We start from the raw sequence: 20,807 nt of genomic DNA, 5'->3' as shown, positions 1-20,807 counted from the left end.
GGTGTTGGCGGTGTTGGCGGTGTTGGCGGTGTTGGCGGTGTTGGCGGTGTTGTTGGTGGCGTTGTCGGCGGTGTATTCGGTGGTGTTGTTGGTGGTGTATTTGGCGGTGTTGTTGGCGGAATAACAGTGTTGTTAAACTCTGTATCTTCTGGCAACTGAGTAATAGCCGTCAATACTTTACCGTCTTTGTTAATCATAATACCCACAGTGGCAACCATCTTATCGTATTCGATGCTAGAATCTTTGCCACGGATTTCTTCTACATGGTAGAGATGAGTTCCTTCTTCACCACGTTTGAATTCAAGATTTGAGAAGGTGATCTTACCAGCCGCATCATTGGTTACGGTTTCGATCACATTTCCTTTTTCGTCCTTAAGAACGAAACTGAATTCACCAGCCTTCAATGCACGACCTTCCAATTTCTTAGTGAATTGGAATTGAACCTTAACTGGAATGTTGACTACACGTTTTTCAGTTGGTTTTTCTGGTTTTTCTACAGTCTTCTTAGTTGGATCGTATTGGTGTACGATTTGTGAAGCTGTATTTTCAATGTCCACACCATCTTGAGCAGATTGTTTAATTTCTGCAGGAATTTCAAACTTGTAGTAACGTCCAAAGGCCAACTTAGTTGTGTCGATAACTTGTGTATTTTCTGCGTCTCCAAGTGACTTAGTCAAGTCTGCTTTAGATGTTGCAGTAATCACACCGTTTTCAACCTTGATATCAAACTTAGCTGTTACATCTTCTCCTGTTACAGAGTCGTATGCCTTAATATCAGCTCCGTTGACAGTCAAGTTCGCACTATCATATTTATCTGTCACACCAACAGATTGAATATTGTGTGCTTCAGTGAATTTAGTTGTATCCAACCATACTTGGTAGTATACCTTGTCACCTTTCTTGAGTGTCTTCGTATTGATATTTTGAGCTTCGTTGTTATCAGTCTTATCAACGTAAGGGTTCGCATTTGTTTCCGCAACCTTATCCTTCAACTCTTTATCATCGTCGAGAAGTTTCACACCTGTAAGATCGAATTTAGATTCGTTCAAGATGTATTTCTCTGGGTTGAATTCTGGAGTTTCAGGTGGACGAACAGTGTTGTTGAATTCTTTATCCGCTGGATCCGTTACCTTAGTAAGGAGAGCTTTCGCTGTTCCATCATGAGAAACTTCAACTGTTACAACTGCTTTCATCGTGTCGTAAGTAACGGTTGTATCAGTTCCTTTGACTTCTTCTACTGTGTAGTTGTAAGTTCCTTCTTGACCTTTCTTGAATTCAAGAGCTGAGAACTTAACGTTACCAGATGCATCGTTCTTCACAGTTTCAAGAGTATTACCATCTTTATCCTTAAGAACAAAGCTGAATTCGTTAGCTTTAAGCTCACGGCCTTCCAAACGTTTCGTGAAGTTGAATTCTACTGAAACAGGGATGTTCACAACACGTTTTTCAGTTGGTTTGTTTGGTTTCTTCACTGTCTTGCTTGTTGGATCGTATTGGTGAACGATTTGAGCTGCAGTGTTTTCAATATCCGCACCACCTTTAACAGTATCTTTCACTGTTGCTGGGATGTCGAACTTGTAGTAACGTCCAAACGCAAACTTAGTTGTGTCGATCACTGGAGTATTTTCTGCGTCTCCAAGTGACTTAGTCAAGTCCGCTTTAGAAGTTGCAGAGATCACACCGTTTTCAACCTTGATATCAAATTTAGCAGTCACATCTTCGCCTGTTACAGAGTCGTAAGCTTTGATGTTTGCAACATTGATGTCAAGTTTGTCTTCTTCGTAGTCATCAGTAACACCAACAGATTGGATGTTGTGCGCTTCAGTGAATTTCGTTGTATCCAACCATACTTGGTAAACAACCTTATCACCACGTTTCACAGTCTTAGTATTGATGTTTGCTGCTTCATTATTGTCAGCCTTATCAGCGTAAGGATTTGCGTTTGTTTCCGCAACCTTGTCTGCCAATTCTTTATCATCATCAAGAAGTGATTTACCAGTAAGGTCGAATTTCTCAGCGTTCAAGATGTATTTCTCTGGGTTGAACTCTGGAGTTTCTGGAGGAGTCACCTTGTTGTTAAATTCTTTGTCCGCAATGTCGCCAACTTTCGCGATCAGAACTTTAGCTTTTCCGTCGTGTGAAACTGTGACTGTTACATTCGCTTTCATAGTGTCGTATGTAACGGTTGCGTCAGATCCTTTAACTTCTTCTACTGTGTAGTTGTGAACGCCTTCTTGACCTTTCTTGAACTCAAGTTTAGAGAACTTAACGTTACCATCTTTATCGTTCTTCACAGTTTCAAGAGTATTACCTTTTGAATCTTTAAGAACGAAGCTGAATTCGTTAGCTTTAAGCTCACGGCCTTCCATACGTTTAGTAAAGTTGAATTCTACTTCAACTGGAACGCTGTTGACACGTTTTTCAGTTGGTTTTTCAGGTTTTTCAACTTTCTTAGTAGTTGGGTTGTAGTAGTTCACTACTTGAGCCGCAGTATTTTCGATGTCTACTCCGCCTTTAACGTCAGCTTTCACTGTAGCTGGGATATCAAACTTGTAGTAACGTCCGAATTCGAATTTAGTTGTGTCGATGACTTGTGTGTTTTCCGCGTCGCCAAGTGACTTAGTGAAGCCAGCTTTCAAGTTCGCAGTGATCACACCGTTGTTCACAGTGATATCGAATTTATCTGTTACTTCTGCGCCTGTTACAGAGTCGTAAGCTTTGATTTCTGAACCATCAACATCAACTTTAGCCTCATCGTAGTCATCTGAGATTCCTACTGATTGGATGTTGTCCTTGTTAGCTGCGTCGAATTTAGTTGTATCCAACCATACTTGGTAAACAAGTTTTTGACCTGGTTTAACTGATTTAGTGTTGATATTCGCTGCTTCGTTATTAGATGCATCGTCCGCATATGGGTTCGCATTGGTATCTGCGTACTTGTCTGCCAACTCTTTATCATCATCTAATAATGAAGTTCCAGTCAAATCAAATTCTTTTTCGTTTAGAACATATTTTTCTGGATTGAATTCTGGAGTTTCTGGAGGTGTTACACGGTTGTTAAATTCTTTATCCGCAATGTCGCCTACAGTCGCGATAAGTACTTTAGCTGTACCATCGTGTTTCACTGTGACTGTTACATTCGCTTTCATGGTGTCGTATGTAACGGTTGCGTCTGTGCCTTTAACTTCTTCTACTGTGTAGTTGTGAACGCCTTCTTGGCCTTTCTTGAACTCAAGTTTAGAGAACTTAACGTTACCATCTTTATCGTTCTTCACAGTTTCAACTTCTTTACCAGTTGAATCTTTAAGTACGAAGCTGAATTCGTTAGCTTTAAGCTCACGGCCTTCCAAGCGTTTAGTGAAGTTGAATCCTACCTCAACTGGTACGTTGTTTACACGTTTTTCAGTTGGTTTGCTTGGTTTTTCAACTTTCTTAGTTGTTGGGTTGTAGTAGTTGACTACTTGAGCCGCAGTATTTTCAATGTCTACACCACCAGGTACATCAGCTTTCACTGTTGTTGGGATGTCGAACTTGTAGTAACGTCCGAAGGCAAATTTAGTTGTGTCGATGACTTGTGTGTTTTCTGCATCGCCAAGTGACTTCGTGAAGCCATCTTTAAGGGTTGCAGTGATCACACCGTTGTTCACAGTGATATCGAATTTATCTGTTACTTCTGCGCCTGTTACTGAGTCGTAAGCTTTGATCTTAGTAGAATCAAGATCCAACTTAGTTTCATCGTAGTCATCTGAGATTCCTACTGATTGGATGTTGTCCTTGTTAGCTGCGTCGAATTTAGTTGTATCCAACCATACTTGGTAAACTAATTTTGATCCACGTTCAACAGTCTTAGTATTTAAGTTTTCCACTTCATTATTGATGGTATTGTCCGCATATGGGTTCGCATTGGTATCTGCGTACTTGTCTGCTAACTCTTTATCATCGTCAACGAGTTTGTCACCAGTGATATCGTATTTCTCTTTAGAAACAACGTATTTCTCTGGTTGGAACTTAGGTTCTTCTGGTGGAGTGACAACGTTGTTGAACTCTTTATCGGCAGGATCTGTCACGTTTGTGATCAAGGCTTTCGCTGTACCATCATGACGAACTTCAACTGTGACGACAGCTTTCATTGTGTCATAAGTTACGGTTGCGTCTGTTCCTTTAACCTCTTCTACTGTGTACTTGTAAGTACCCTCTTGACCCTTCTTGTATTTAAGGGCAGTAACAGTTTCACCTGCTTTATTGGTGTAATCTACTGGAGCAAACTTAATCTTACCAGCTGCATCGTTGGTTGCAGTCGCAATCACAACATTGTCGCTGTCTTTCAATTCAAATGTGAATTCGCCAGCTTTCAGATCACGGCCTTCCAATTTCTTAGTGAAGTTGAATTCTACTGAGATTGGAACACTGTTAACACGTTTTTCAGTTGGTTTGTTTGGTTTTTCAACAGTCTTGCTTACTGGGTTGTAGTAGTTAACAACTTGTGCTGCCTTGTTTTCGATATCTGTACCAGCTACAACATCGTCTTTCACTGTTGCTGGGATATCAAATTTATAGTAGCGTCCAAACTCGAACTTAGTAGTATCAATGATTTGAGTATTTTCAGCGTCGCCAAGTGACTTCGTAAAGCCAGCTTTCAGGTTCGCTGTTAGAACACCATTGTTATCAGAGATATCGAATTTCGTCGTAACGTCTGCACCAGTAACGGAATCGTAAACTTTGATGTCTGACGCATTAACAGTCAATTTATCCTTGTCGTAGTTATCTGTGATTCCTACTGTTTGGATATTGTCTTTGTTGTTTGCGTCAAATTTAGTTGTATCCAACCATACTTGGTAGTAAAGTTTTTGGCCACGTTCAACTGGTTTCGTATTCAAGTTTTCATCTTCGTTGTTGGCAGTTGTATCGACATATGGGTTTGTATTTGTTTCACCATATTTATCTGTCAATTCAGAATCGTCATCAACGAGCTTCGTACCTGTAATATCGAATTTCGCTTTAGAAACAACGTATTTCTCTGGTTGGAACTTAGGTTCTTCCGGAGGAGTTACCTTGTTGTTGAACTCTTTATCAGCAGGTTCTGTCACGTTTGTGATCAAGGCTTTGGCAGTACCATCATGACTTACTTTAACAGTTACCACTGCAGCCATTGTATCGTAAGTGACAGTTGCGTCTGTACCCTTAACCTCTGTTACAGTGTAAGTGTACGTACCTTCTTGACCCTTCTGGTATTTAAGGGCAGTAACCGTTTGACCAGCTTTGTTTGTGTAATCAACTGGAGTGAACTTGAAGTTACCGTTTGCGTCGTTGGTTGCAGTCGCAATCACAACATTGTCGCTGTCTTTCAACTCGAATGTGAATTCGTTAGCTTTAAGAGCACGACCTTCCAATTTCTTAGTGAAGTTAAATTCTACTGAGATTGGAACATTGTTGACACGTTTTTCAGTTGGTTTTTCAGGTTTTTCAACTTTCTTAGTAGTTGGGTTGTAATAGTTTACAACTTGAGCCGCAGTATTTTCGATATCTGCACCAGCTACCACATCGTCTTTCACTGTTGTTGGAATATCGAACTTGTAGTAACGTCCGAATTCGAATTTAGTTGTGTCGATGACTTGTGTATTTTCTGCATCGCCAAGTGACTTCGTGAAGCCATCTTTCAAGTTAGCAGTGATCACACCGTTATTGACAGTGATGTCGAATTTATCAGTTACTTCTGCACCTGTTACAGAGTCGTAAGCTTTGATGTCAGCTACATTAAGATTTAATTTAGCTTCATCATAGTTATCTGAGATACCAACTGTTTGGATGTTGTCCTTGTTAGTTGCGTCAAATTTAGTTGTATCCAACCATACTTGGTAAACCAATTTAGAACCACGTTCAACAGTCTTGGTGTTCAAGTTTTCTGCTTCGTTGTTTGATGCATCGTCCGCATATGGGTTCGCATTTGTATCTGCGTACTTGTCTGCCAACTCTCTATCATCGTCAACGAGCTTGTCACCAGTGATATCGTATTTCTCTTTAGAAACAACGTATTTCTCTGGTTGGAACTTAGGCTCTTCTGGAGGTGTTACACGGTTGTTAAATTCTTTATCAGCAGCGTCTGTTACGTTGGCAACGATGGCTTTCGCTGTACCATCGTGTGAAACAACCACTTTAACAGTAGCCACCATTGTGTCGTAGTTGACAGTTGCATCTGTACCAGGAGTTTCTTCAACTGTGTAGTTGTAAGTCTTACCAAGATCATCGCGACCGAATTCAAGAGTCTTGAAGACGATCTTACCAGCAGCGTCATTCTTCACGCGTTCAACTTCAACGCCGTCTTTCTTCAATACGAATTCGAATTCGTTGGCCTGAAGTTCACGACCTTCCAAACGTTTCGTGAAGTTCATTTCCACTGGAACTGGAACGCTATTGACACGTTTTTGTGTTGGTTTTTCAGGCTTTTCAACCATCTTGCTTACTGGGTTGTAAACATGAACGGTTTGGTTGGCTGTATTTTCAATATCAGCACCAGCTTTAACAGATTCTTTCACAGTTGCTGGGATATCAAATTTATAGTAACGTCCGAATTCGAACTTAGTTGTGTCGATAACAGGAGCATTGACTTTATCTTTGATAAATGCTTCTTTAGAAGTTGCAGTGATTGTACCGTTTTCAACTTTGATGTCGAATTTATTGGTTACTTCTGCACCAGTTACTGAATCATATGCTTTGATATCAGCTGCATTGACGTCCAATTTATCAGCGTCGTATGTATCCGATACACCAACGTATTGGATGTTGTTTGCTTCAGTGAATTTAGTCGTATCTAGCCATACTTGGTAAACCAATTTAGAACCACGTTTAACTGTCTTAGTATTCAAGTTTTCTGGTTCGTTGTTGGTTGTCTTGTCTACATATGGATCTGCATTTGTTTCAGTGTATTCATTTGTCAACTCATCGTCGTCGTTCATCAACTTGTTGCCAGTGATGTCATATTTCTCTTTAGAAACGACAAATTTTTCTGGTTGGAATTTAGGAGTTTCTGGAGGAGTGACTTTGTTGTTGAATTCAGTATCTTCTTGAGTGTCAGTTGATTCACCAGCAGCATTCTTACCGCCTGTTGAAGCAATGTCTGTAACAGTTGTTAAGGTATGACCATTCTTAGCAACTTTTACACGGACAAATGCTTTCATGGTATCGTATGTCATACCAAATTCTTTATCTGCATCAGCTGGGATGACTTCCTCAACAGAGTATGAGTGGGTACCAATTTTAGTATTGTCATATGACAATTCAGTAAAGGTCACATTTCCTTCTGCATCATTCTTAACTGTTTCAATAACCTTACCATCTTGATCTTTGAGAACAAAACTGAATTCACCAGCTTTTAACTTACGACCGGCTAATTTTTTAGTAAAGTCAAATCTTGTAACAACTGGAGCAACAACATAGTTGTTAAATTCTGTATCTGCCGGCATTGTAACATTAGCAGTCAGGATCCCTGTTGAAGCATTCTTGGTTACGTTCACTGTTACAACTGCATTCATATCATCGTAGTCGATGTTTCTATCTGTTCCAGCTACTTCACGTACAGTGTATGTGTGAGAACCTTCTTTATCGTATGAAATCGCATCAAATTGAATAGTTCCATCAGCCGCATTTTTCTTGGTTTGAATGATATTGCCATTTTCAAGCAATTCGAATGTGAAGGCATCCTTTGTAAGCTCTTTACCTTCCAATTTCTTAGTAAACTTGAATTGAGCTTGTGTAGCAGCAGGTGTGAAGGTATTGTTGAACTCTGTATCTGATGGAAGAGTATTCGTTGCTTTAAGAACGTGACCTTCCTTCGTAACAGTGATGGTCACTTCAGCTTTCATTGTATCGTAAGTCATACCAGCTTCTTTATTTTCTGGAATAACTTCTTCTACAGTGTATTTGTGAGTACCAACTTGAGTATTGTCAAAGGTCAAGTCATCAAAGGCTACAACACCTTCTTTAGTGTTTGTCTTTGTTTGAAGAGTCTTACCAGTTGAATCTTTCAATACAAAGTTGAATTCACCAGCTTTCAACTCACGACCTGCGAGGGCCTTGCTGAAGTCAAACTTGGTCTTAACTGGAGCTACGACATAGTTGTTGAAGACTTTGTCATCAACTTTTGAGGCAAATCCACCACTACCACTATATTTAACAGAAGCTTCTAAATCACCGTTAGAATTTTCAGTTACATTAACAGTCATCGTAACTGTCATTTCATCGTAATCGACGTTTGTATCTGAACCTGCAGTTTCAGTGATTGTGTATGTGTAAGTACCAACTTTGTTAAATGATAACTTGCTAAATGTAGCTTTACCGTCGGCTTTATTCGTTACAGTTTCTTCATAAGCAGGAAGTGATTTGTTTGATTGGTTTTCTTTAATCTTGAAGGCGAATTCACCGTCAACTAGCACCCGTCCTTCCAGTTGTTTTTCAACTTCTGGAGTGACTTCGACTGGTTTTTGTTTCACATAGTAGTAGATTGGTTGTTTATACGGTGTCAAAGAGTTGAGCAAGTCAACGTTGGTACCGATACCATTTACTCCACGAACCAATTGTTCGTTTGGAGAAAGGTGGCCGATATTATCTCCCAAGAATGGTACGAATACTGTTTTCTTAGGTGTATACCCAGCAGCTGTTTGGAAATCAAATGGAACTTCTTTACCGTTTGGATAGTTTACACCTTTACTATCTGTGAAAGCAATTGTGTTAAGAGGTGATTTCTTAACAACTAAATCTTCTTTATTGTAATCACCTGGTTTAATAGGTTTAGTTTCCGCCAGCAACATATAGCCATCTGTGTCTAATGTACCATCAGAACGTTTACTTTGTTGTTTCGGATCTAGTAAGTAAACACGAACGACTACAGTTCCATCCTCATCTACGATTTCTTTGATCCGTTTAATTCCTGCACGCTCAGCGTCCATGAATTTGGTACCAACAGTATAAGGACGACTCACATAGCCTGATTGATCGTTTGCATCGGCTGTTTGATACAACTTGTAGCCAGCAAATTGACGTTCACCAGATGCTGTGAAGTTTTGTCCTTCCATAGCTTTAAGAGTATATCTAGCTAAGTCAACTTCATTACCATTTGGCACATAGTCTTGAACAGTCTTATCTGTTTTATTGGCGTTGAATGTTGGGTTATTTTCATCAACTACGCGATAGTAAGTTGTCTTTTCAACTGCTACTGGAATCTTGGCATTGGTATCTGTAATCGTACGGCCATTATAAGCAGGCTCTACAACGTTAATGATATCCGTTGATGTACGAGCAGCATAAACAGCATCGTATAATTTTTTCTCATCTGGAGTAAGATTGTGCCCAGGAGCTACTAAAGCTTGGATACTTGCTCCAACTTCATAACCCAATTGAATAAATGGTTGGTTCGTTTTACCAGGTCCAGCTCCTAAACCTTTATCGAAATCAACTTGCCAAGTTAATTCTCCATTAGAGGCTGCTTTGGTAGTTGTGAATTTTTGAATTCCGCTAGAAGCAGTAATCGTTCTGGTTTCTACTACATTGCCAGTGTTTTTATCAATCAATTCAACAGTCGTGTCTGTCGAAGCATCAAATCTCTTATACGCACGCGTATAGTAGTTTGTATGATACCGTTCGTTAAAGCGAGTAAGATCTACAATACTGTATGTATACCAATCTCCTTCTTTAGCTGAGTATCCAGCTGGTACAGGTTGAGAGCTCACAGTTGCACCGTTCGCATCAAACATGCTTGGAGCTGCAGTTTCACCTGGTTTTAAATAGGTAGTCACTTCCACTGGAGTTCCATTATGATCATACACAGCACGACGGCTACGTCGGCTACGACTTGTTACCAAGGCTCCAGCGTTCGTCAAATCAGTTGCTGCACGATCAAGTGATGCACTACGCTCTTCAGCTGTTTCTCTATCTACCTGCACACCTCGCTCTGCACCAATGATCGGAGCTACTGGATTTACAGTAGCTGAAATAGCCGTAGGTGCTTCTGAGCTTTCACTTGCAGGTGATGTTTCTGAGTTTTCAACTGCTGCAGAGCGAGCTGCAGTAGGTTGTGCTGTAGTAAGCACTGGTGTGGAGACCGGCTTAGAGCTTGATCCTTTTTTCTTCTCGACAGGTTTGCTTGTTTCTAATGGTGCTGTCGACTTTGGAGCTTCTTCAGATTTTTTAGTTTCAGCTTTTTCTTCTTTTTTAGTCTCAGCTGGGATTTCCTTGTCTTCTGAAGCAGCTGATTTTTCAATCACTTCAGCTTTTTCAGTTGATGGAGCTGGTACTTCTGAAGTTGTAGCAGAATTAGAAAGGTCTACTTTTGGCACTGGTGCTCCCTCACCATATGCCTTAGAAGCAACTGGTACTTCTGCTTGACTTGATTCTGTTGCAGCAGGTTGTGCTCCTGAAGTCGCCGTTCCTGCAGATTCAGGGGCTGCTGTTGCCTCATCTGCTGATGCAGATTGAGCTCCTGCAGCAAAAAGTGCTGTTCCTAAAAGAACTGAACAAACCCCAACGCTATATTTTCGCAATGAAAAGCGCTGGCGCTTATTAAATATATCCTTCATTTATAGGATCTCCTTTTTCATATTTCATGATTCCATGATACCAGTAAAATTGTAACACCGTTGACATATAGAGTCAATCTGTTGTAAATAAATCGTAATATTCTTGTTAAAATGTTATTTTATTCCACTAATTTTTTAATGTTTTTTGCTAAATTGTCACATTTTTTCCTATTTGGTTCACTTTTTTTATACTATAAAAAAGAAGAGTACAGGAAACAAAGATCGTTCTCTCTTCCTATTCTCTTCTATATGATCATTTTACTTCTGAGATCAATCCGGTATCCACATCATACACAGCTCCTGAGATAACGACATCTTCTGGAATCAAAGGAGAAGCCTTGAGAAGCCTCATATCTTCACGGACACTCTCTTCAATATTTTGAAAGGGTAGGAAATCACGATCTCCCACATCTACTCCCAGTTCTTTCTTGAGATGTTGCCGGAAACCTTCGTTCTCAAAGGTCTGAGCGCCACAGTCTGTATGGTGCAAAACTACAATTTCACGGGTGCCCATCTGTTGCTGGGAGATGACCAAAGACCGGATCATATCCTCTGTCACGCGCCCTCCAGCATTCCGCAAAATATGGGCGTCTCCAAGAGCCAGACCTAGTGCAGGTGCCACGTGAAGGCGGGAATCCATACAGGTCACGATGGCGACTTGTGTTTTGGGCTTAATCGGAAGACGGAGGTCTCCATGTAGAGCCACATAAGCTTGGTTGGCTGTTAAAAAATTATCAAAATAAGACATGGTCTCTCCTTTATTCCTTTGAAATTCAAATCATCTATTATTTTACCATATCCGATCCTTTCTGTCAGGGGATACCTCCTGTCATCTGTCACATCTGAAAAAAAGTCTTAAACTTCCCGTTTAAGACTTTTCTACTATTAAAATACTTTCTTCAAGACTTCAGCTAATGTACTCACACCGACCACCTGGATTCCTGATGGTGTCGTGATCCCCGTCAGAGAATTTTTCGGAACATAAATCTTGGTAAAACCAAGTTTAGCAGCTTCATTGATTCGTTGCTCGATCCGGTTGACCCGGCGAACTTCTCCTGTCAAGCCCAACTCTCCGACGAAACATTCCTGCGGGTTGGTTGGCTTGTCCTTGTAGCTCGAGGCAATGGCTACGGCTACTGCCAGGTCAATGGCAGGCTCATCCAATTTGACACCACCTGCTGATTTGAGGTAGGCATCCTGATTTTGGAGGAGCAAACCTGCACGTTTCTCCAAAACAGCCATAATCAAACTAGCCCGATTAAAATCAAGCCCTGTCGTCGTCCGCTTGGCATTTCCAAACATAGTTGGTGTCACCAAGGCCTGTACTTCTGCAAGAATCGGACGAGTCCCCTCCATGGTCACTACGATTGACGAACCAGTGGCACCGTCTAAACGCTCTTCTAGGAAAACTTGACTCGGATTGAGCACCTCAACCAAGCCACTCGACTGCATCTCGAAGATCCCGATCTCATTGGTCGAGCCAAAGCGGTTCTTGACTGCTCTTAGAATCCGGAAGGTATGATGGCGTTCGCCCTCAAAGTAGAGCACCGTATCCACCATGTGTTCCAGCATCCGCGGGCCCGCCAAGGTTCCTTCCTTGGTCACATGACCGACGATAAAGATGGCGATGTTATTGGTCTTGGCCAGCTGCATGAGCTCAGCCGTTACCTCACGGACCTGAGAGACTGATCCCTGAACCCCTGAAATTTCAGGAGACATGATAGTCTGGATCGAGTCAATGATGAGGAAGTTAGGCTGGATGCGCTCCACTTCTGCTCGCACGCTCTGCATATTAGTCTCAGCATAGAGATAAAACTCACTGTCGATATCTCCCAAGCGCTCTGCCCGAAGTTTGATCTGCTGGGCCGACTCCTCTCCACTAACGTAAAGAACTGTTCCCACTTGGGATAACTGGGTTGATACTTGAAGGAGCAGGGTCGATTTCCCAATCCCAGGATCTCCCCCAATGAGGACCAGACTTCCTGGGACGACACCACCTCCAAGGACGCGGTTGAATTCTTCCATCTCCGTCTTGGTCCGGTGAACATTGATAGAGGTCACGTCCGCCAATTTCATGGGTTTGGTCTTTTCACCCGTCAAGGAAACCCGCGCATTCTTGACCTCTGCGACCTCGACCTCCTCGACAAAAGAAGACCAAGAACCACAGTTAGGACAGCGCCCTAGGTATTTGGGTGAGTTATAAGCACAATTTTGACAAATAAATGTCGTTTTTTTCTTAGCGATAAGATACCTCTTTCTAAATCTCTATCTCACACTCAATCACTTGGCAAAAATCAATGGTTTCATTCGGTACAAATTGACGCATGAGCATGCGATGGGTAACCACTACAAGCTTCTGATAGTCTCGGTACTTGGCCAAAGTTTCAATAAAGCGAGCTCTCATATCCTTAGCGGTTTCATATTGAATTGGGCTATCCGGAAGGAGCTTCCCATTATTTTCTAGAAACAGAGTCCGAGCTGTTTCAAAATTCTCTATACCACTTTCGTATACCTGCCATTCGTGCAATAAGGGTTCTACTCTCAAAGGAAGTCCAGTAGCACAAGCCAGATAAGAAGCTGTTTCTAAAGCTCGCGTTACTGCTGAAGCTACTAGTAGATCAGCTGATTGGAACAAGGGGTTTTGGCAAAGGTCCTGAGCCTGTTTCCTTCCCTTCTCAGATAAGGGAGCTAAATCCATTCCAAATCCGGAATAAGCACGCTCCTCTAACACACGATAATCCGGCTCCCCGTGACGGACAAAGATAATCTTCATCTTAGTGCCCTGTTGACCCAAATCCACCGGTCCGCACGCCATCCGCCTCATCTCCATCGGCAATTAAAAATGGTGCAAAGACAGCCTGAACCACACGTTCGCCGACTTCAAGAACGACTTCTTGGTCCGTAATATTTTTCATCTGAGCAAAGATATGGCCTTCATTCCCTGGATTTCCGTAGTAGTCTCCATCAATAACCCCAACAGAGTTGATCAAGACCAGACCCTTTTTGCGAGGGTTAGACGATCGGTCATAGAGATAGAGCACCTCACCCGCTTGCATATAGGCCTTGACCCCAGTTGGGACGAGGACGATATCTCCTGGTGGAATGACTGTACGCTCTGCCACCTTTAAGTCGTAGCCAGCTGCGTGGGCCGTCTCCCGTTTTGGCAGTAAGTCCTGATTGGTATAGCTTGATACAAGTTCAAATCCACGAATTTTTGTCATCATGATTCCTCTTTCATTCTACAATGTTTCTATCTCTTCTATTATACCATCACTTTTGCAAAGCGTCTCCTCAATTTTACTATTCGTATCTTTTGAATCATCTTTATGAATTTCAATAAAATTTACTCTAAAATTATGGTGGTCAAAATATAATGATTAAAATCTGGAATTTGTGATGAAATCCACAAATTTTCACTTGAAGTAACTCATAAATTTTGCTATAATTCCCTGTGTAGAGGATAGTTTTGTAATCAAAATATTTCTCTCTAATATAAAATGATTCAATGGAGGTTGTGTCTCAACACTCAATTTTGATTGAAAACAGATATGGTATAAAGTATCCATATCATTAAAAGTAATCAGATATTGATGTTTAGGCACCTGTATTTTTATGAAAAGGGAAGATAAGATGAAGCAGAAAACTAGAAATATTAAAATTTTCTCATTTGTCCTTTGTTTAGTGGCCATGCTTTTCGCTTTAGGTCTAAATCGTACTTCAGCAGAAACTCCTGGAGTGACCGTTAGCGGAAAATTGGTCGATACGATCAAAAATATCAAAGTTACCAATAATGAAGGTGGCAACCTTGATTGGGAATTAGGACAATGGGCAACATTCCGTATCAATGCCGATTTCAACTTGGCGGGTAAGAATGTCAAAAAAGGGGATACAACTGACATTACTGTTCCAGATGCTTTGATTATTACATCACAAAGCTTTGATATCAAAACTACTACTAAGCCTGAACAAGTCATCGCTCATGCAACAGTGGATAAGGATAATAAAAAGATTTCATTAACTTATACGGATTATGCGGAGAAACATTCAGATACACATGGTAATTTTTATTTCTACGCTCGTATCGACTTCAAGAAGCACCCTCAACAAGGAGAAATTCCGGTTGAAATGACGGTTAACAACAAAACAACTATTGCAGGTAAAGTTACCTTTAAAGGTGTTGGTAATGGTGATCCAAACCTTTTAAAGAAAACAAGTTGGGTTCACTCAGATGACCCTAAGACTATTTCCTATGGCATTTCTGTGAACCAACTAAAGCAAAATATTAAAAATGTAACCGTAGAAGACAATTTGCAATTTACCAATGCTTCTTACGTTAAAGATAGTTTTCGTGTGACAAAAGGTGAGATGTCTTATGTCGATGGTGAATGGCAATTTAATAATACTAAGGATGTAACCAATGAACATCCTATTACTGTTGGTGAAAATGGTCAATCATTTGTTGTGAATCTTGGAGATATCAGTGAGACGGATCAATACCGTATTACGTATGATGTCCACTTAAATTACTCACCAGCCGATGGGGAAGTCTTAAATAACCAGGCTACTTTAAAAGGTAAGAACATTAAGACTAAAGAAGCAGTAAATAGAGCTGCCGTTCAAATTGCTGGTGGTTCTGGTGTTGGTTATGTCTTTACCATTCATATTCATAAAGTAGATGATGCTAACCAACCACTTGCTGGAGCTAAATTCAAAGTGGTACGTCAAGCCAACAACCAAGTAATCGGTGAATATGTGACAGATAAAGATGGGAATATCACAGTCAATGGTCTTTTAAAAGATAAATATATCTTAACGGAAACTGAGGCCCCTACAGGTTATACGATCAAAATTGCTGAAACTGTCGTAAATGCTGAAGATTTTGGTGAGGACCATAAGGTCACGAAGACTATCATCAATCCAAAAGAGCAGACAACGACAACGACTACTACAACTACTACAACAGAAGAGCCTACGACCACTTCAACTACTACGACAGAAGAGCCTACAACTACTTCAACTACTACGACAACTGAAGAACCTACGACTACTTCAACCACTACAACCGAAGAGCCTACGACTACTTCAACTACTACAACTGAAGAACCTACAACTACTTCAACCACTACAACCGAAGAACCTACGACTACTTCAACCACTACAACCGAAGAACCTACGACTACTTCAACTACTACAACTGAAGAACCTACAACTACTTCAACCACTACAACCGAAGAGCCTACGACTACTTCAACTACTACAACTGAAGAGCCTACGGCCACTTCAACCACTACAACCGAAGAGCCTACGACTACTTCAACTACTACAACTGAAGAGCCTACGACTACTTCAACTACTACAACTGAAGAGCCTACGACCACTTCAACCACTACAACTGAAGAACCTACGACTACTTCAACTACTACAACGACTCCAGAAAAACCAGAAGTACCAAGAGTACCAGGAGATGGAGAAGGTAAATGGCGTCCTCGTACTAAATCATCCACAACTACAACTCCAGAAACACCTACAAATAGTAGTGAAGAAACAAGCACACCAGAAAATGGTAGAGGTCACAAAACACTTCTTCCAAGTACAGGTGAAGTTGTCGCAACTGGCCTTGTATTCTCAGGAGTACTTGTCTTGTCAGGAGCCGTCATCCTGAAACGCAAGATTTCTAATAACTAATCATTCACATTTGCGTATCATATAAAAAGGATAGCATCCAATTGGATGTTATCCTTTTTATGTATTTATAACAATCTTTGATACTCTATCATATCCTATCGTCCTTCATTACTTCTGCTTCGTCTCATTTGAATGACCAAGTAAGTAATTGAAACAATCGATAGTAACGCACCAAGAATGACTCCTTTTTGTCTAAAGACGAATTCGACCTTATGATTTCCTTTTGAGATCGGGAACGCTAAGAAAGCATTCCAAGCTTTTGACGTTTGAACAAATTTCCCATCCACTTTCACTTTCCATCCATCACTGTATGGAATTGAAGTCATCATATATTTACTATTGTCTGTAATGGATACATTACCTACAATATGAGTATTTGAGAACTTCGTAACTTTTAATCCTTGTTTCTTCCGGTTCTCCAATACTTGTTCAATTTGATCAACATCTGCACGATAAACAGCTGCGTTACTCATATCAATTTGATCTGTTCTAAATCTAAATTCAATAACAGTTTCCTTATTTTCTGTTTGATCTGTTAACTGCCAAATTTGTCTTTGCGTAAATGATTTATTATTTTTTAACCATTTACCATTGAGCAAGACAGAATAGTCTTGTTTATGTGTTAAAGACACAGGAGTGAAAAAGTAATAGGTATAATTTGTACGAGGAGTGATTCTATAGCGAATAATAGCATCCTTTGAAGAATCTGCTCTCTTATAGATAGCTTCCCCAGTTTCCTTATTGACCTTTTCTTCAATAACATTTTCTGTTTCAATTGCGTTAAATGCCAAAGGTTTAAAGTACTCAATCGTATCGTTTTTAGCTTTTTGATGCCCCTCCATTGAATTCAGAATAATATTTTGGTTGGCAAAAGCATTATTGACACCAAATTTAATATTTCTCACAAGAACATTTGTACCATATGCAAGCGGGAAAGATTTAGGATTTTTATAGACAACATAACGTTTATCTTCATAGACTTTTTCCGTGAAATAGCGTTTCAAATCGAATCGGTCCGTATATCGATAAAAGTACATCTTATCTGGATTATCTTCCATCTCTTTTGGATCAAAATCTTTGGCACTCATAAAGTAACGTACACCATATAAGGCATCTGTCAATGGGGTTCCATTTGAATACTGGGTTGACGCATTGACTCCAAGATCTCCCATAAAAGCAAAGTGGTCCATGGTGCTTCGTTCCAAACTCGAACTAAACGTACTCAAGCCTGGATAAGAAATCAACGAAGGTACTGTTCTAGAATAACCGAAATCCGAAGCAATTCGATAGAATTCTTGATCTGAATTTTCTTGAATATTATCTGTCACACGTTTGACTGATACAGTCGCATCTGAAAACTTATTAACATTATCATACCCTAGAGTAACTTGTGACAAGTAGGCATTATAACCAAACTCCAAAATCGATACAAGGGAAACAATCACCACAGCAAAACGGGACAGTTTGAAATTCAAGATGAGCAAGACAACCAAATAGGCGATCACTGTGAGACTGACTTGGGTGAGTAAATAACCTGCTTTCAGTAACAGAAAGGCAATCACTATAAAGACCGAAGTTACACCAATTAGAATCATCTTCTCACGCTGACTCTTCTGAGATTTTGTCCAATAGGTGTAAAAACCGAGGCCTCCTAGAACAACCAAAACCAAGAGAGGAAGAAACACATTTTTTGAGAAATAGTTCGTGATTGCTTCTGGTTGTACCTTGGCGATAAAGGTGTAGCTCTTCGATTGAATATAACATACAGAGAGAGCCAACCCGATTCCAATCACAAGATTCGTCCATTTAGAGACAACTGGTCTTTCCTTCACTGCTTGGTAAGCCAGTAGTAACATGAAGAACGAGAACAACCAAGAAAAACGGAAGAAGAAGCCGGCTGGGTTTTGCCCCATGTGCCAGATCTTACTGACAAACTCATTAACGAATGATGTCAAGAAGACAAGAGTAACAATCCCAGCAGCCCATTTCTTAACTTTGGAAACATTCTTAGAGAGGAAGTAGAAAATGAAGCCCAGAAAACCAAGTGCCCCAATATAGATATTTGGTAAGTTTGGTCCTGCAGACCAACCAGATGTCGTATCAAAACCACCGATGACCATCTTAGCAAGAATATCTAAGGGATTAATTTGGAATGCAAAAGAGAAGGTCATTCCTCCACCAATTTGTCCCTTACTTTCCATCAGGTTAAAGAAGACAGGTAGCAGAAGCACCGCTGCTGTTCCAATACCGATAAGAGAGTAAATAACAGCTTGTAATAAAGGCGGGGCATAATTTTTTAGTTTTGTCTTTAGATCACCTTCGACCATCAATCTAGGAGATACATAGAAACAGGCATACAAGGCAACAAAAATCGAAATCATGTAGCCCATGTAAAATTGAAGCAAGACAGCAAGTCCCAAGACAAAGGAATAGCGATAGGGAGCTTCTCCGTCTAACAGTTGTTCCAAGTACACAATCACAATTGGTAGCATGATCATGGCATCATAGAAAATGACATTCATCTGGTAGGAAACCAACATCCCTGACAAGGCATAAGCTGTCGAGAACAGTGGAACCATCCATTTTCTAGACTCCAAACCTTTGTAACGTTTGATCAAGAGGAATGCAAAGGATAGACCGATTGCCCCGTAGCGGAGCCAAATAGTAAGAAAGACTGCTGCTCCGAAATATTTGAGGGGCATTAGGATATAGATGAGGTTAAAGGGGCTCATTAGATAGTATCCAAGCACCCCAATCATATCTCCACCAAGAGACTTAGTGAAAGAATAACTCAAACTAGATAGGTCTCCCGTCAAGATCGCATTTTTTAGCAAGCCAAAGAAACTGATATATTGCTGACCAAAGTCAACAGCCATCAGACTCTTACTTCCAAACGGGTACATCCCCATGAAAGCCCAAACTACTAACATAATAGTCATTGGGGCTAACGCACTCAAGGCATAGAGAATTTTTTTGGGATTTTTCTTCAAAAACTCTTGCCAGCGCATAAACCAGATTAACATATTCTCTCCTTTATCCAATATTATTTTCTTTTGCTTGTTCGATATTGGTATCCTCAATGATAAAGTGAGGACGACGTTTTACCTCATAATAGATTTTTCCAATATATTCTCCAAGAATACCAATGAAAATCAATTGAACACCACTAAATAGAATGATGGCTGCAATAGTTGTAAAGTAACCACTGACATAGTTACTTGCTGATAGTATGTATTTTATCAATTCAAAAACAAGATACAAAAGAGCAAGTCCTAAACAGATGAAACCAAATTGAATACAAACACGAAGGGGACGATCATTAAATGAAACAATTCCTTGAATAGCATAATTCAATGATTTCTTAAAACCAAACTTACTTTTCCCTGCCTTGCGGATTTCGTTTTTATAAGGTATTACCTTCTCCTTGAATCCAATCCATTCATACAACCCTTTGTTGAAACGATTGTATTCGGGCATCGATACAAAGGCATTGATAGCTTTACGACTTAGCAATCTCAGCTCTGATTTTCCATCTGTCAGCTTAACATCCATTGAACGGTTTGACAAGAAATAGAAGAGGCGTGCAAAGGTACTTCCAATAAAGGACTCCCCTTCTCGCGTTCGTTGCCCACTGACAATATCATATCCTTCATTATATGCCTCTAAAAATAGGGGAATCAGATAAGGTGGATGTTGGAGATCTCCATCCATAACCATGACGGCATCCCCGCTCGCGTATTTAAAACCTGCTAAAATACCACTTTCACGACCAAAATTACGACTAAATCGAATATATTTCACACGTGGATTCTCTTTGGCAATGGCTGTAATTAGCTCATAGGTCTGGTCACTACTTCCATCATCGATATACAGAAGTTCATAGTCCGAGAGTTCCTTCCCCAGCATCTGTTCCAATTGTGCCGACATGGCTTCATGTGTCTGAGAAAGAACTAACTCCTCATTAAATAAAGTAATGAGTATCGAAAGTTTCATCTTTTCCTCCATTTCTTTCCTTTCCAAAAAAGAGAGAGCTTTCGCTCTCTCCTTTATACGGAAACTCTTTTTTTATTATTTAGAGATTTTACGTTTTAACACTACTGCACCTGACAAGACAAGTACTCCTGAGAATACAAGGCCAGTTGCTACAACTTCACCAGTACTTGGAAGAAGTGATTTGCGACCTCCACCATTTTCTGGTGTGGTTGCTTCTTCACTACTATTTGTAGGTGTTTCTGGAGTTGTTGTTGTGGTTGATTTACGAGGACCAAAAGTACCATCTCCACCACCTGGGTATTCTGGAGTTGTAGTTGTATCATCTGGAGTTGGTACTTCTGGAGTTGTAGTTGTGGTTGTTGTTTCTTCAGAAGTTACTGTAGTAGCTTCAGTTGTTACTGTAGTTTCTTCTGTTGTTTCAGAAGTTTCTCCTGTAGTAGCTTCAGTTGTTACTGTAGTTTCTTCTGGAGTTGTAGTAGTCGTTGGCGCTTCTGTTGTTGTTGTAGTTGTGGTTGGCGCTTCAGTCGTTGTTGTAGTTGTGGTTGGCGCTTCAGTTGTTGT

9 protein-coding genes are annotated in these 20,807 nt (G+C 40.4%); 1 reads left to right on the top strand and 8 read right to left on the bottom strand.

Annotated features, from left to right (window positions below; genetic code table 11):
- The 5 genes from O3602_RS10030 to O3602_RS10010 all read right to left on the bottom strand — a co-directional run.
- Positions 1-10,568: SspB-related isopeptide-forming adhesin (locus O3602_RS10030; protein WP_371611630.1), on the bottom strand; the 10,568-nt coding region annotated here is incomplete at its 3' end.
- 253 nt (positions 10,569-10,821) lie between these two features.
- Complete coding sequence (locus tag O3602_RS10025) at positions 10,822-11,316, bottom strand: carbonic anhydrase (protein WP_003012833.1); 495 nt, start codon at positions 11,314-11,316, stop codon at positions 10,822-10,824.
- 137 nt (positions 11,317-11,453) lie between these two features.
- Complete coding sequence (gene radA / locus O3602_RS10020) at positions 11,454-12,812, bottom strand: DNA repair protein RadA (protein ID WP_080563357.1); 1,359 nt, start codon at positions 12,810-12,812, stop codon at positions 11,454-11,456.
- A gap of 13 nt (positions 12,813-12,825) precedes the next feature.
- Complete coding sequence (locus O3602_RS10015; RefSeq protein ID WP_371611629.1) at positions 12,826-13,383, bottom strand: histidine phosphatase family protein; 558 nt, start codon at positions 13,381-13,383, stop codon at positions 12,826-12,828.
- On the bottom strand, positions 13,343-13,789 hold the full coding sequence (locus O3602_RS10010; RefSeq protein ID WP_371611631.1) for a dUTP diphosphatase: 447 nt from the start codon (positions 13,787-13,789) through the stop codon (positions 13,343-13,345). Before O3602_RS10010 ends, O3602_RS10015 begins: the two co-directional genes overlap by 41 nt.
- Before the next feature lie 409 nt (positions 13,790-14,198).
- On the opposite strand from O3602_RS10010, the gene O3602_RS10005 reads away from it, so the two are divergent.
- On the top strand, positions 14,199-16,253 hold the full coding sequence (locus O3602_RS10005; RefSeq protein ID WP_371611628.1) for an Ig-like domain-containing protein: 2,055 nt from the start codon (positions 14,199-14,201) through the stop codon (positions 16,251-16,253).
- A gap of 95 nt (positions 16,254-16,348) precedes the next feature.
- Here O3602_RS10005 and O3602_RS10000 read toward each other — a convergent pair whose 3' ends face one another.
- The 3 genes from O3602_RS10000 to O3602_RS09990 all read right to left on the bottom strand — a co-directional run.
- Positions 16,349-19,276, bottom strand: coding sequence for a YfhO family protein (locus O3602_RS10000; RefSeq protein ID WP_371611627.1), 2,928 nt, complete (start codon positions 19,274-19,276; stop codon positions 16,349-16,351).
- Between the two features lie 10 nt (positions 19,277-19,286).
- Entirely contained in the window at positions 19,287-20,246 is a 960-nt protein-coding gene (locus O3602_RS09995) for a glycosyltransferase family 2 protein (RefSeq protein WP_003012956.1), read from the bottom strand.
- Positions 20,247-20,321: 75 nt separating this feature from the next.
- A partial coding sequence (locus tag O3602_RS09990) for an LPXTG cell wall anchor domain-containing protein (protein WP_371611626.1) occupies positions 20,322-20,807 on the bottom strand: 486 nt, incomplete at its 5' end.

It is taken from the genome of Streptococcus sp. 27098_8_186 (genome assembly GCF_041432055.1).
GTDB classification, from domain to species: Bacteria; Bacillota; Bacilli; order Lactobacillales; family Streptococcaceae; genus Streptococcus; species Streptococcus dentalis.
The sequence above is the reverse complement of the archived record's forward strand: the minus strand, read 5'-3'. Positions and strand labels throughout refer to the sequence as shown.

Bases quoted from the DNA above. Each gene is read 5' to 3' on its own strand.
- O3602_RS10025 (WP_003012833.1), bottom strand. From the start codon at position 11,316: ATGTCTTATTTTGATAATTTTTTAACAGCCAACCAAGCTTATGTGGCT.
- O3602_RS10015 (WP_371611629.1), bottom strand. From the start codon at position 13,383: ATGGCGTGCGGACCGGTGGATTTGGGTCAACAGGGCACTAAGATGAAG.
- O3602_RS10010 (WP_371611631.1), bottom strand. From the start codon at position 13,789: ATGACAAAAATTCGTGGATTTGAACTTGTATCAAGCTATACCAATCAG.
- O3602_RS10005 (WP_371611628.1), top strand. From the start codon at position 14,199: ATGAAGCAGAAAACTAGAAATATTAAAATTTTCTCATTTGTCCTTTGT.
- O3602_RS10000 (WP_371611627.1), bottom strand. From the start codon at position 19,276: ATGTTAATCTGGTTTATGCGCTGGCAAGAGTTTTTGAAGAAAAATCCC.
- O3602_RS09995 (WP_003012956.1), bottom strand. From the start codon at position 20,246: ATGAAACTTTCGATACTCATTACTTTATTTAATGAGGAGTTAGTTCTT.